The organism is Micromonospora sp. NPDC048170, assembly GCF_040652795.1.
Lineage (GTDB): Bacteria > Actinomycetota > Actinomycetes > Mycobacteriales > Micromonosporaceae > Micromonospora.
This window is the reverse complement of record NZ_JBEZMR010000005.1, coordinates 175,776-188,869: the sequence shown is the minus strand read 5'-3', so window position 1 is coordinate 188,869 and position 13,094 is coordinate 175,776. Positions and strand designations below refer to the sequence as shown.

Here is a 13,094-nt window from a genome sequence, read left to right as displayed (position 1 = left end):
CCCCTCGCCCGCCGCCCGCCGCCCGCCGCCCGCCGCCCCCGCGATCTTGCACTTAGGGCCCCCGTTGCGCCCCTTTAATGGCATTCGCCCGGGCAGGAACTGCAAGATCGCGGAGGCGTGGAGGGGCGGGGCGCGGAGGGACGGGGCGGAGGGGAGGGGAGGGGCGGGGCGGGGCGGGTCAGCAGTGTCCGTCGAGCCAGCGGTGGATCAGGAAGAGCGCGATCGACGACGGCGGCGGCAGTACCAGCGAGGCGCCCCCCACGTCCACCGGCCGCCCCGCCAGGGCCGTGCCGATCTCCCGGCGGGAGAACCACCGGGCGTACGCGATCTCCGTCGCGTCCACCCGCACCGGATGCTCCGGGTCGGCGGTGGCGAGGAAGCCGAGCATCAGCGAGCCGGGAAACGGCCAGGCCTGGCTGCCCGCGTACGCGATGTCCTCGACCGGGACGTCGACCTCCTCGCGGACCTCACGCAGCACCGCGGCCTCGGCCGACTCCCCCGGCTCGACGTAGCCCGCGAGGCAGGAGAACCGGCGCTCGCCGGCGGTGTGCGGCCAGGTGGCGTTGTTGCCGAGCAGGCACCGCCCGTCCGGGCCCCGGACACCGTCGTGCACCAGCACGATCATGGCGGGATCGGTACGTGGCCAGATCCGCTCCCCGGCGGGGTCGACCCGGGACCAGCCGGCCTCGTCCACCTCGGTCGGGTGCCCGGTGACCGACGAGTAGCGGTGTCGCAGGTGCCAGTTGACCAGCGCCAGCGCGGTGGTGAACAGCCCGGCGTCCCGGTCGCCGAGCAGGTGGCCGACCTCGCGCAGGTGCGCCGCCCGGGCCCCGGGCACCGCCGGCAGCGGGGCGTCCACGGCGAAGACCGGCATCCCGTCCGGCTCGACGCCGAGGAACATCGGGGTCACCGACGCCGGCAGCCCGGCCCGGTCGACCAGCACCAGCGTCGGCGGCGACGTGTCGGTACGCACCAACGCCCGGCCCCCGTCGGCGGAGTCGAGCACCAGCACCCGGGCCTGGCTCCACGCCTGCGCCAGCCACCCGGGGTCGGTGCGCCGGTGGGCCGCCCGGTCCAGGGTGGAACGGGCCAGCGGTGGTGCGGCCTCCCCGCTCACGGCCGGGCCGGCTCGGTGACGACCGGGGTCAGCGCCGACAACTGCGGCCCGATGCGTTCGGCGTCGCCCAGCACCACGGTGACCGCCCGGGCCGGGGCCAGGTAGCGGGCCGCCGCCTCGGCCACGTCGGTCACGGTCGCCTTCGCCAGCCGGGCGGCGTGCTCGGCCAGGAACTCCAGACGCAGCCCGTTGCCGGCGTACGCGCTGGTCAGCGAGGCGAGCCCGGCCTGGGTGGACATCCCGAGCTGGAGGGTGCCGAGGGCGTACTGGCGGGCCTGCTCCAGCTCCTCCTCCCCGGGCGGGAGGCTGGCCAGCCGGCCGAGCTCGTACGTCGTCTCCAGCAGCGCCGGCCCGGTGACCTCGGTGGCCACCTCGGCGGCGGCGACCAGCACCGACCCGGCCACCGAGTGCTCGACGAGCGAGTGCGGCCCGTACGTGTAGCCCTTGTCCTCGCGGATGTTCTCCACCCAGCGGGAGGAGAAGTAGCCGCCGAAGATCAGGTTGGCCAGTTGCAACGCGGCGTGGTCGGGGTGGGTGCGGGGCACCGCCGGCAGCGCCATCCGCAGCGAGGACTGCACCGCTCCCGGGCGGTCGACCAGCAGCAGCGGCCCGGGCTCCAGCGGCGGAGCAGCCGGCAGGTCGCCGGTGTGCCCGGCGCCCTGCCACCCCGACAGTGCCTTCTCGACGGCGTCGAGAGCCCGCTCCGGCTGCACGTCGCCGACCAGCACCAGCACCGCGCCGGCGGGGTGCACCCGCTGGGCGTGCAGGGTCCGCAGCACTCCCGGCCGGACCGCCCGGACCGCCTCGGGTTCGGGGGTCTGCACCGAGTACGGGTGCGTGCCGTAGACCCGCCGGAGCAGGGCGGTACGGGCCAGGTGTGCCGGCTGGCTCCGCGCCACGTGGATCCGGTCGACCAGTCGGTCCCGCTCCGTGGCGACGTCTTCGTTCGGGTAGGTCGCGCCGGTCAGCACCTCGGCGAGGATCTCCAGCATCCGGTCCAGCCCGGTGACCAGCCCGGCGCCGGAGAGCATCAGGCGGTCCGGGTCGATCCCGGCGGAGAGCCCGCCGCCGACCTTCTGCAACTCGGCCGCGATCTGCACGCTGGACATGGTGCGCGTGCCGGAGAGCAGGGTCTGCGCGAGCATGGCGCCCCGGGCGAGGTGGGTACGGCCGAACGGCATCCACAGTCGCAGCTCCACCAGCGGCACCGACGGCCGGCGTACGACGATCGCGGTCAGCCCGTTGCCCAGGGTGCGTTCGGCCTGCTTCGGCAGCTTGAACCTGCGGTTGGGGCCGAGCGGCGGCAGCGCCCGCGGCGCGGCCGGCGCGGCCGCCTGGTCCTTCTTCGTTCGCGACTGCGGGGCTCGCGACACCGGCTCACTCCTCGCGCTCACTGGCCCACCCTCGTTCGCGACTGCGGGGCTCGCAACCCCGGCTCACTCCTCGCGCTCACCGGCCCACCCTCGTTCGCGACTGCGGGGCTCGCAACCCCGGCTCACTCCTCGCGCTCACTTGGCCCCTCCGGCGATGACCTCGATGGACGCGCGGCGCTCGGGCCGCAGGGTGGCCGCGGCGGCGCGGACCTGCTCGTCGGTGACCTCGCCGACGAGCCGGGGCAGGTCGTTGAGCAGTCCCGGCTCGCCGCGCTGCTGTTCCAGCACGGCCATCTGCAACGCCCGGCCGAGCACCGCGTCGGTGTCGCGCAGCAGGTGGGTCGCCATGCGGGCCTGGGTGCGGGCCAGCTCCCCCTCGGCGACCCCGTCGGTGGCGAGCCGGTCCAGCTCCTCGTCGATGGTGCGCAGCACCTTGTCCACGTCCCCGCCGGGTGGCAGGTGCGCCTGGAGCAGCAGCGCCGTCGGGTCCCGCACGTCGAACGGGTCGCCCATGAAACCGACGTAGCCGCCGAGGCCGGTCACCGCCCGGTCCCGCTGGACCAGCCGCTCGACCAGCCGGGACGCGTCGCCGTCGGTGAGCACCTCGGCCAGCACGACGTACGGCAGGTAGGCGGCGAAGTCGGTGATCGGGTCGGGCACCCGCCAGGCGCCGGCCACCGCCGGCAGCGGGGCCAGCGCGTCGGTGTACGAGGTGCGCCGCTCCTCGGTCAGGTCGGGTTCGGCGAAGTCGGGCCGCTTCGGCGCGGGTCGGGCCGGCACGTCGCCGAAGTGCCGCTCGATCAGCCTGGTCGCCTCGGCGACGTCGATGTCGCCGCCGACCGACAGCACGGCGTTGCCGCTGGCGTAGTAGCGGCGGAAGAAGTCGGCGGCGTCCGAAACGGTGGCCGACTCCAGGTCGACGAAGGAGCCGTAGCCGTCGTGGGCGTTCGGGAAGGTGTCGAACATCACCGGCGGCAGGGTCAGCCAGGGGAAACCGCCGTACGGGCGGTTGAGCACGTTGACCCGGATCTCCTCCTTGACCACGTCGACCTGGTTGCGCAGGTTCTCCTCGGTCAGCCGGGGGCCGCGCATCCGGTCGGCCTCCAGGAACAGCGCCCGTTCCAGGGCGTTGCTCGGCAGGGTCTCGAAGTAGTCGGTGTAGTCCAGGTGGGTGGAGCCGTTGAAGGTGCCGCCCGCCCCCTGCACGTGCCGGAAGTGGGCCAGCTTCTCCAGGTTCTCCGACCCCTGGAACATGAGGTGCTCGAAGAGGTGGGCGAAGCCGGTGCGCCCCTCGGGCTCGGAGCGGATGCCGACGTCGTAGACCACCGCCACCCCGATCACCGGGGCGCTGCGGTCGGGGGTCAGGACCACCCGCAGGCCGTTGTCGAGGGTGAACCGCTCGACCGGGTACTTCGTCGCTGGAATTCTCGATCTCCGCGCCGCCACGGGATCGACCCTAGCGTGTCGTCGCCCCGGTGACCGGCGACCTTTCCCCAGCGGCCCCGTCCGGCGCCCGGCGCGCCGCGCCCACCTTCCCCGGCGGCCGGGGGCAGCCCGGACGACACGGGCCGCAAAGCCGATCCAACCAATAGGAGTTACCCCTATTTGCGGGACGCACATCCCGGGATGTGGTTGGCCCTTGACGCCAGCTCACCACCTGCCCCACTCTTCCTACCAACTAAGTAGGAATACTGCGGATTGGATGGACGATGAGACGGCTACCCCTGCGTCGGTGGGTCTCCCTGGCCACCCTCGCCGTCGTCGGCGCGGCGACCCTGGGCAGCGCTGCCGCCTGCGGCGACGACAGTGAGAGCGCGGGCGGCGGCTCCGGCCCGACGACCCTGCGGCTCGGCTACTTCCCCAACATCACCCACGCCCCGGCCGTGGTCGGCGTGGAAAAGGGCATCTTCGCCGAGAAGCTCGGCAGCGGCGTCAAGCTGGAGACGAAGACCTTCAACGCCGGCCCCGCCGCGATCGAGGCGATCTTCTCCGGCGCGCTCGACGCCACGTACATCGGCCCGAACCCGACCGTGAACGCCTTCTCGAAGTCCAAGGGCGAGGCCGTCCGGGTCATCTCCGGCGCGGCCTCCGGCGGCGTAGCGCTCGTCGTGAAGCCCGGGATCACCTCGGTGGAGCAACTCCGGGGCAAGAAGATCGCCACCCCGCAACTGGGCAACACCCAGGACGTGGCCATCCGCTACTGGCTCAAGGAGAAGGGCCTCACGACGACCAAGGAGGGCGGCGGCGACGTCAAGATCATCCCGCAGGAGAACGCCCAGACGGTGGAGACGTTCAACAGCGGGGCCATCGACGGCGCCTGGGTGCCCGAGCCATTCGTGTCCCGGCTGGTCAACGCCGGCGGCAAGGTGCTCGTCGACGAGCGCGACCTCTGGCCGGACCGGAAGTTCGTGATCACCAACCTGATCGTCAGCACCAGGTTCCTCAAGGCCCACCCCGACGTGGTGAAGAAGCTGGTCGAGGGCCAGGTGGCCGCGAACGAGTTCGTCAACGGCAGGCCCGACGAGGCGCACCAGGCCATCTCCGAGCACATCGGGAAGATCAGCGGCAAGCCGCTGGACCTCAAACTGATCAAGCAGGCCTGGCCGACGCTGGAGTTCACCAACGACCCGATCGCCTCGTCGCTCAAGACCGGGCTCGACCACGCCGTAGCGGTCGAGCTCACCCAGCCGGTCAGCCTCGACGGGCTCTACGACCTCACCCACCTCAACGAGGTGCTCAAGGGTCAGGGCAAGACCGAGGTCGTCCAACCATGACGTCGACCGCGACGACGCCACGCAGCGCGACCGGCTCGGTCGCGCTGCACGGCGTCACCAAGGTGTACGGGCGCGGGGCGACCGCCGTCCCCGCCCTGGACGGGGTCTCTCTCGACGTCGCGCCCGGCGAGTTCGTCTGCCTGGTCGGGGCCTCCGGCTGCGGCAAGAGCACACTGCTCAACCTGGTCGCCGGCCTCGACCGGCCCAGCGGCGGGCGGATCGCCCTCGACGAGGGCGTCGACCCGGGGCTGATGTTCCAGGAGCCGGCCCTCTTTCCCTGGCTGACCGTCGAGGGCAACGTCGAGATGCCGCTGAAGCTGCGCGGGCTGCCCCGGGCCGCGCGGCGGGACCGGGTCGCCGAACTGCTCGGCACGGTGCACCTGGCCGACTTCGGCCGCAAGCGCCCGCACGAACTGTCCGGCGGCATGCGCCAACGGGTGGCGCTGGCCCGCACCCTCGCCCTGGACACGCCGGTGCTGCTGATGGACGAGCCGTTCGGCGCGCTCGACGCGATGACCCGGGACATCCTGCACGACGAGCTGGAACGGATCTGGACGCAGCGGCGGCTCACCGTGCTCTTCGTGACGCACAACGTCCGCGAGGCGGCCCGGCTCGCCGACCGGATCATCCTGCTCTCCAGCCGGCCCGGCCGGATCATCTGGTCCACCCCGGTCGACGTGCCCCGGCCGCGCCGCATCGACTCCCCCGAGGTCGCCGCGATCGCCGCCGAGGTCACCGGCCGCCTACGCAAGGAGGTGGGTCGCCATGGCCGGTGACACCCTCACCACCGTCCCGCGTACCGACACGGAGATCTCCGGACTGGACGCCCTCGAACTGGCCGGCCGGGGCGAACGTCGCCCCCGGGCCAGCCGGCTCTGGGCGGCGACCTGGCCCAAGCTGGCCGCCCTCACCATCGCCATCGGCGTGTGGCAGGTCGTGGTCTGGACAGGGTGGAAGCCCGAGTACTCGTTGCCCGGCCCGGCGGCCGTGGGCCAGGAACTGGTCCGGCAGGTCAGCGGCGTCCAACTCTGGGACGGGCTGGCCACCACCCTGCGCCGGGCCGCCGTCGGCTACCTCTTCTCGGTCGCCGTCGGCCTGCTGCTCGGCCTGGCGGTGGCCCGGTCGCGGATCCTGCGGGCCGCGATCGGCTCGATGATCACCGCGCTCCAGACCATGCCGTCGATCGCCTGGTTCCCGCTGGCGATCCTGCTGTTCGAGCTGAGCGAGGAGGCGATCTTCTTCGTGGTGGTGCTCGGCGCCGCGCCGTCCATCGCCAACGGCGTGATCGCCGGCGTGGACTACGTGCCGCCGCTGCTGCTGCGCGCCGGCCGCAACCTCGGTGCCCGGGGGCTGAACCTGTACCGGTACGTCATCGCGCCCGCCGCGCTGCCGGCCATCGTGGCCGGTCTCAAGCAGGGCTGGGCGTTCTCCTGGCGCAGCCTGATGGCCGGCGAGCTGATCGTGGTCGGCATCTCGCAGACCTCGCTGGGCGCGCAGCTGACCTACTCGCGGGAACTCTCCGACTCCCCCTGGCTGATCTCCACGATGATCGTGATCCTGGTGCTGGGCCTGGTCGTCGATGCCGCGTTCGGGGCGGCGGACAAGGCGATCCGGCGTCGCTGGGGCGTGCTGGACCAGGCGGGTCAGTGACGTGTACGTCTCCGCGCGCAGCGACTACGCGCTCCGGGCCATGCTCGCCGTCGCCGCCGCGGACCCGGTCGGCGGCGGCGTGCTGGTCAAGGCGGGGGCCCTGGCCGACGGCCAGGACATCCCGCTGAGCTTCCTCCAGGGCATCCTGGTCGACCTGCGCCGGGCCGGCCTGCTGGTGAGCCACCGGGGCACCGAGGGCGGGTACGCCCTGGCCCGCCCTGCGGTGGAGATCAGCGTCGGCGACGTCCTCCGCGCGGTCGGTGGGTCTCTGACGACCGTGCGTGGCCTGCCCGCCGAGCGGGCCGGCTACGCGGGCGTGGCGGCCGGCCTGCGGGACGTCTGGCTGGCCGTGCACGGCGCCATCGCCCTGGTGGTCGACCGGACCACCCTCGCCGACCTGCTGGGAGCGGGCCACCGCCCGGCCGGAGCCGGGGAGACCCGCACCCGCTGACCGCCGCTGCGGCACGCTCAGCCAGCGGTGGGAGCCGGCTGCTCCGTCGGGCTGCGAAGCTCGACCGGAGCGGCCGGCGCGGCCCCGTCCGGGGTGGCGTGCCACGGCGTGAAGACCGCGACCATGGCGAGCAACAGCCCGGCGAGCGCCACCGCGAGCACCAGCAACAGTTCCCGCGCCGCACCCGAGCCGGCGTCGCCCGCCATGGTCACCCCTCCCACGCCGGGCGCTCCCGCCCGGTTCTTCCCCCGCCCCCAGCTTCCACCACCCGCGGCGGCGCAGACAGTCGCCGATCGGACGCAACGTTCGCTGATTCCGGACTCAGCCGCCGGGCCGGGGACCGGCGCCCGGGACCGGTGCGCGGAGCGGGGAAAGGTCGGTCAGGAGGCGCGCGGAGTGCGCGGGCGCCGGGAACGGCGGGGCCGGCCCGAGGCGCGGTGCGGAGTCCGGCCGCCCTCACCGGCGCGGCCGGCGGCGGCCCCGGAGGCGGCGGCCTGCGGCGGGGGCGGCGCGATCGTCACCGGTACGCCGGACGGCTCCCGGGCACCGGTCACCCGGGCCAGGGCCACGTCGCCCGGACGCACCTGGACGGTCTCGGGACGGATGCCGGCGGTCGACATCAGCCGGGACACGTCCCGGCGCTGCTCCGGCAGGACCAGGGTGACCACCGTGCCGGACTCCCCCGCCCGGGCGGTACGCCCACCCCGGTGCAGGTAGTCCTTCGCCTCGGTGGGCGGGTCCACGTTGACCACCAGGTCCAGCCCGTCCACGTGGATGCCCCGGGCCGCCACGTCGGTGGCGACCAGCGCCGTCACCTGCCCGGTGCGGAACTGCTCCAGGATCCGGGTGCGCTGCGGCTGCGACTTGCCACCGTGCAGGGCTGCCGCGCGTACCCCCTTGGCCAGCAACTGCCGGGCGACCCGGTCGGCGCGGTGCTTGGTGCCCATGAACAGGATGGTCCGGCCCTCGCGGGCGGCGATCCAGGTCAGCGCGGTCGGCTTGTCCACCGCGTCGACGTGCAGCACGTGGTGGGTCATCGCGGTCACGGTGGCCGTGCCGGGGTCGACCGAGTGCGAGACCGGGTCACTGAGGAAGCGGCGGACCAGCTTGTCCACGCCGCCGTCCAGGGTGGCCGAGAAGAGCATCCGCTGCCCGTTCGGGGCGACCTGCTCCAGCAGCTTCGTCACCTGCGGCAGGAAGCCCATGTCGGCCATCTGGTCGGCCTCGTCGAGCACGGTGATGCCGACCTGGTCCAGCCGGGCGTCGCCGCGGTTGATCAGGTCGTGCAGCCGACCGGGGGTGGCCACGACCAGCTCGGCACCCGCACGCAGGGCGTCCGCCTGGCGTTGCAGCGACAGGCCACCGACGACGGTGGCGCAGCGCAGCCCGACCGCGCGGGCGTACGGGTCGAGCGCGGTGGTGACCTGCTGGGCCAGCTCGCGGGTCGGCACCAGCACCAGGGCCAGCGGGCGGCCGGCCCGGGCCCGCCGGCCGGCGGTGCGGGACAGCAGGGGAAGCCCGAAGGCGAGCGTCTTGCCGGAGCCGGTACGGCCCCGGCCGAGCACGTCCCGGCCGGCCAGCGAATCCGGCAGGGTCGCCGACTGGATCGGGAACGGCTCGGTGATGCCCTGGGCGGTCAACTCGGCGAGCAGCGCCGGGGCCAGCCCGGTATGGGCGAACGACGGAACGACAGTGGTCATGCGGAAGCCTTCCTCGACGGCGGCACGTGTCGAGGGAGGGCGCCGAATGCGGCGCTGTCACCGGCGGACCGAGCCGCGGGTGACTCACAAGCACGAACCGAAAGGGGTACGGGCCGGCCCGCCGCCGACCCGTTGCCTGCGTACGCAGGTCGACGGTGGGGCGGACCGGTCCCGTCACCGCACCCGGAGGGCGCGGTGGGTGCTACCTGAAGATCCGAAGATCAGAGCGGGCGGATGTTCTCCGCCTGCGGGCCCTTCTGGCCCTGGGTCACCTCGAACTCGACCCGCTGGTTCTCGTCCAGGCTCCGGTAGCCGGAGGTCTGGATGGCCGAGAAGTGGGCGAAGACGTCGGCGCCGCCGCCGTCCGGGGTGATGAAGCCGAAGCCCTTGTCAGCGTTGAACCACTTGACGGTGCCAATAGCCATTTTTGTTTCGTCTCCTTGACGGAACGTCGAGCCCACACCTGTTGTGGGCCCGAAGAGGAGCGCGCCACGCGGAACTGCCTGGCTCGCTTGTCGCTTCTGGTCGCCCCGCCCGGAGAACTCCGGACACAACAAAGAGCGCCTGGGGCCACAATCCTCCAGGCGCACACAGAGTCTCTGGGAACCATAACTGCAACGCGACCAACCTATCACGGATTCGACGGAGGACCACCGTCTGCCGGAATTTCCGGCACGGAGACGATCAACGCGGTCAGCCCGGCCACGTCGAGCAGGTCCGCCGGGCGGACCGTGACCCCGTCCCGCACGTAGTGGAACGCCGCGCCGACCCGCTCCACCGGCACGCCGGCCAGCTCCGCCCAGGCCAGCCGGTAGACCGCGAGCTGCACCGCGGCCACGTCGGCGGCGACGCCGGCGGGCTGCCGGCCCGTCTTCCAGTCGACCACGTCGAACCGCCCGCCCGGCCGGGCGAAGACGGCATCCATCCGCCCCCGGACCACCACCCCGGCGACGACTGTGGCGAAGGGCACCTCCACCTCGACCGGCACCCGGTCGGCCCACTCGCTGGCCAGGAAGCGCTCCTGGAGCTCGGCCAGCGCCTCGTCCGGCGCCGCGTCCGCGTCGGCCGCACCCGGCAGCTCGTCCAGGTCGAGCAGCCGGTCGGCGCCGAACCGCTGCTCCAGCCAGGTGTGGAAGGCGGTGCCCCGGCGGGCGTACGGATTGGGCTCGGTGGGCACCGGGCGGCGCAGCGCGCGGGCCAACGCCGCCGGATCGCGGCGCAGCGCCACCAACTGGGTCACCGACAGTTGGCCGGGCAGCGCCACCTCGACCGCGCCGGACTGGCGGGTCAGCTCGGCCCGCTCGGCGAGCAGCAGGTCGGCCTCCCGCCGCCACCGCACCACGTCCACGTCGTCGGCCGGCCGATCCGTGCCCCCCTCCGCGGTGCCGTCGCCGTCGGCGAGGAATCGGCGGACCAGGGCCGACGCCTCGGCCAGCGCCGGCCGGCGGGCGCCCAGCGGATCGGCCGGCCACTCGGCGCGCAGCACCACCTCGGTCGTCGGGTTGACGGCGTCGCCCGGCGGCTCCGGCGCCCACTCGTCGACCAGGTGCCCCGCACGGGCGTCCAGGCAGGCGTCGTGCACCTCCCGCAGCAGCACCGACGGGCCGCGCGGGCGCTTCGTGCCCTCCCCCCACCAGTAGCCGGAACAGAGCAGCAGGCGCCGGGGCCGGGTCACCGCCACGTACGCCAGCCGGCGTTCCTCCCGCTCGTCGTGTGCCCGCCAGGCGTCGGTGAAGTCCTCCAGCGCCCGGGCCACCTCCCGCTGGTCCCCGGCATCGGCCAGCGCCAGCTCGGGCAGCCCGTCGGCGTCGCCGCGCAGCGAGAACGGCAGCACGCCCAGCCCGCCGAGCCAGTGGTCGGAGTTGCGCACCGGCCCCGGCCAGACGCCCCGGCTCAGCCCGGCCACCGCGACCACGTCCCACTCCAGACCCTTCGCCGCGTGCGCGGTGAGGATCTGCACCGCGCCCTCGACCACCTCCACCTCGCCCGGGGTGAGGCCGCGCTCCTCGTCCTCGGCGGCGGCCAGGTAGGCCAGGAACCCCGACAGGGTGGCCCCCGGGGTCTCGCCGCTGAACCGGGCGGCCACGTCGCCGAGCGCGTCCAGGTGGCCCCGGGCCAGGCCGGCGTCGCCGGCCCCGTCCCGGCCGGCCCGCACCGCCACCTCCACGTCCAGCCCGATCGTCCGCTCGATGTCCGCGATCAGCTCCGGCAGGGACTGGTCCAGCCGGTAGCGCAACAGGCCCAGCTCCCGGGCGTACGCCAGCAGCCGCGCATAGCCCTCCGCCGAGTACGCCTGGGCCGGGCCCAGGTCGGCCAGCGCCTCGACCAGGGTCGCCTCGTCGAGCAGGTCCGGGGTGATCTCGGGGCTGCCGTCGTCGGCGAGCCGGCGCCGGGCCGCCGCGATGCCCTTCGCCCGGCGGTGCAGGGCCACCAGGTCACGGGGCCCGATCCGCCAACGCGCGCCGGTCAGCAGCCGCAGCAGCGCGGCCCCGTCCGTCGGGTCGGCCAGCACGCGCAGCGTGCACACCACGTCCCGCACCTCGGGGGTGTCCAGCAGGCCGCCCAGGCCGACCACCTCGACCGGCAGGCCGCGCTCGCGCAACGCCGACTCGATCGCCGGGATCTGGCTGCGCAGCCGCACGAGCACGGCGGTCGTGGGCCGCAGCGGCACCGGGATGTGCTCGGGCAGCACGCCGGGCATCCCCGCCGCGCCCCGCCACGCGTGCAGCACGCTGTCGGCGATCCAGTCGGCCTCGTCGGCGTACGTCCGGAGGAGGGCGCAGTGCACGGTGCCGCCGGCGGCGCCGCGGGCGCTACGGTGCGGCACCGGATCCTTGACGCTCATCGCCGCGTGCAGCTCCGGCACCCGGGCGCCGGCGGCCCGCAGCGGGGTCGCCAGGGCGTTGGCGACGCCGAGGATCTCGGGCCGGTTGCGCCAGCTCGTGGTGAGGCTGAGCACCTCGGCCGGCGTGCCGTCGGCGCGGGCGAACTCCGTGGGGAAGCGGTCCAGGGTGCCGGCGCTCGCCCCGCGCCAGCCGTAGATCGACTGGCACGGGTCGCCGACCGCCGTCACCGGGTGCCCGCCGCCGAAGAGCGCGTTGAGCAGCACCACCTGGGCGTGGCTGGTGTCCTGGTACTCGTCGAGCAGCACCACCCGGTAGCGGTCGCGCTCGATCTCGCCGACCGCCGGGTGGTCCCGGGCCACCCGGGCCGCCCGGGCAAGCTGGTCGGCGAAGTCCATCGCCTCGAAGTCCTCCTTGCGCCGGGCGTACGCGCGCACCAGCGGAAGCAGCTTCAACCGGGTCTGCTGGAGTTGCAGCGCCTTGCGGACGTCGGCGTAGACCCGACCAGGGCGCGCCTGCACCTCGGCGAAGAAGCGACCCGTCCACGCGGCCAGCGCGTCCGGGCCGACCAGGTGCTCGTCCAGCTCCCCGGCGAGCGCCAGCACCGCGTCGGTGACCGTGCTCGGCATCCGGTCCACCTCGGACATGTCGCCGTCGTAGTTGCGCACCAGCAGGTCGACCAACTGCCAACGGGACGCCTCGGTGAGCAGCCGGGTGGACGGCTCGTAGCCCGCCCGCAGCCCGTGCTCGGTGACGATCCGGCCGGCGTACGAGTGGTAGGTCGACACGGTCGGCTCCCCGGCCAGCGGGTCGTCGAGCGGGTCACGCCCCCGCCGCCCCAGCCGCCGCACCAACTGGTCCAGCCGGGTACGCACCCGGTGCGCCAACTCCCCGGCGGCCTTGCGGGTGAAGGTGAGCCCCAGCACCTGCTCCGGCCGCACGTACGAGTTGGCGACCAGCCAGACCACCCGGGCGGCCATCGTCTCGGTCTTGCCCGACCCGGCGCCCGCGACGACCAGCAGCGGCTCCACCGGGGCGGCGACGATCGCCGCCTGTTCCCGGGTAGGTGCGGGCAGCCGCAGCAGCTTCGCCAGCTCCACCGGCGTGTACCGGGGGCCGGCGTCGGCGACCCGGGGCGCCGGGGTCGCGCTGCTGAACAGGGCGGGCTGCGTCACGGCACCACCTC

The 13,094-nt window shown here is 74.1% G+C and carries 11 protein-coding genes; 4 read left to right on the top strand and 7 right to left on the bottom strand.

The window, feature by feature from the left end; genetic code table 11:
- Positions 1-178: 178 nt before the first annotated feature.
- The 3 genes from nudC to AB0D32_RS11365 all read right to left on the bottom strand — a co-directional run bounded on the left by nudC (position 179) and on the right by AB0D32_RS11365 (position 3,936).
- Positions 179-1,117 (bottom strand): NAD(+) diphosphatase, encoded by a 939-nt coding sequence (nudC, locus tag AB0D32_RS11375; RefSeq protein ID WP_357087877.1) that lies wholly within the window; start codon positions 1,115-1,117, stop codon positions 179-181.
- A complete protein-coding gene (locus AB0D32_RS11370; RefSeq protein WP_357087874.1) occupies positions 1,114-2,490 on the bottom strand; it encodes a pitrilysin family protein in 1,377 nt (458 codons plus the stop codon). The genes nudC and AB0D32_RS11370 overlap by 4 nt, the downstream gene beginning before the upstream one ends.
- A 135-nt stretch (positions 2,491-2,625) precedes the next feature.
- Positions 2,626-3,936: a pitrilysin family protein gene (locus AB0D32_RS11365; protein ID WP_357087872.1), complete on the bottom strand. Its 1,311-nt coding sequence runs from the start codon at positions 3,934-3,936 to the stop codon at positions 2,626-2,628.
- A 263-nt stretch (positions 3,937-4,199) separates the two neighbouring features.
- Between AB0D32_RS11365 and AB0D32_RS11360 the strand changes: the two genes are divergently transcribed.
- From AB0D32_RS11360 to AB0D32_RS11345, 4 genes are read left to right on the top strand one after another with little or no spacing between them, the layout of a single operon-like run.
- Positions 4,200-5,264, top strand: a complete 1,065-nt coding sequence (locus AB0D32_RS11360) for an ABC transporter substrate-binding protein (protein WP_357087870.1) — start codon at positions 4,200-4,202, stop codon at positions 5,262-5,264.
- A complete protein-coding gene (locus AB0D32_RS11355; RefSeq protein WP_357087867.1) occupies positions 5,261-6,040 on the top strand; it encodes an ABC transporter ATP-binding protein in 780 nt (259 codons plus the stop codon). Before AB0D32_RS11360 ends, AB0D32_RS11355 begins: the two co-directional genes overlap by 4 nt.
- Positions 6,030-6,914 (top strand): ABC transporter permease, encoded by an 885-nt coding sequence (locus tag AB0D32_RS11350; protein ID WP_357087865.1) that lies wholly within the window; start codon positions 6,030-6,032, stop codon positions 6,912-6,914. Before AB0D32_RS11355 ends, AB0D32_RS11350 begins: the two co-directional genes overlap by 11 nt.
- Position 6,915: 1 nt before the next feature.
- Positions 6,916-7,365: an Rrf2 family transcriptional regulator gene (locus tag AB0D32_RS11345; RefSeq protein WP_357087863.1), complete on the top strand. Its 450-nt coding sequence runs from the start codon at positions 6,916-6,918 to the stop codon at positions 7,363-7,365.
- A gap of 17 nt (positions 7,366-7,382) precedes the next feature.
- On the opposite strand, the gene AB0D32_RS11340 is transcribed toward AB0D32_RS11345, so the two are convergent.
- From AB0D32_RS11340 to AB0D32_RS11325, 4 genes are all read right to left on the bottom strand, one after another.
- Positions 7,383-7,571 carry a hypothetical protein gene (locus AB0D32_RS11340; protein WP_357088092.1) on the bottom strand — a complete coding sequence of 63 codons (189 nt, stop codon included), beginning with the start codon at positions 7,569-7,571 and terminating at the stop codon, positions 7,383-7,385.
- Positions 7,572-7,745: 174 nt separating this feature from the next.
- Positions 7,746-9,065, bottom strand: a complete 1,320-nt coding sequence (locus AB0D32_RS11335; protein ID WP_357087861.1) for a DEAD/DEAH box helicase — start codon at positions 9,063-9,065, stop codon at positions 7,746-7,748.
- Between the two features lie 221 nt (positions 9,066-9,286).
- Positions 9,287-9,490: a cold-shock protein gene (locus AB0D32_RS11330; RefSeq protein WP_067374184.1), complete on the bottom strand. Its 204-nt coding sequence runs from the start codon at positions 9,488-9,490 to the stop codon at positions 9,287-9,289.
- Between the two features lie 206 nt (positions 9,491-9,696).
- A complete protein-coding gene (locus tag AB0D32_RS11325) occupies positions 9,697-13,083 on the bottom strand; it encodes a UvrD-helicase domain-containing protein (protein WP_357087858.1) in 3,387 nt (1,128 codons plus the stop codon).
- Positions 13,084-13,094: the final 11 nt, after the last annotated feature.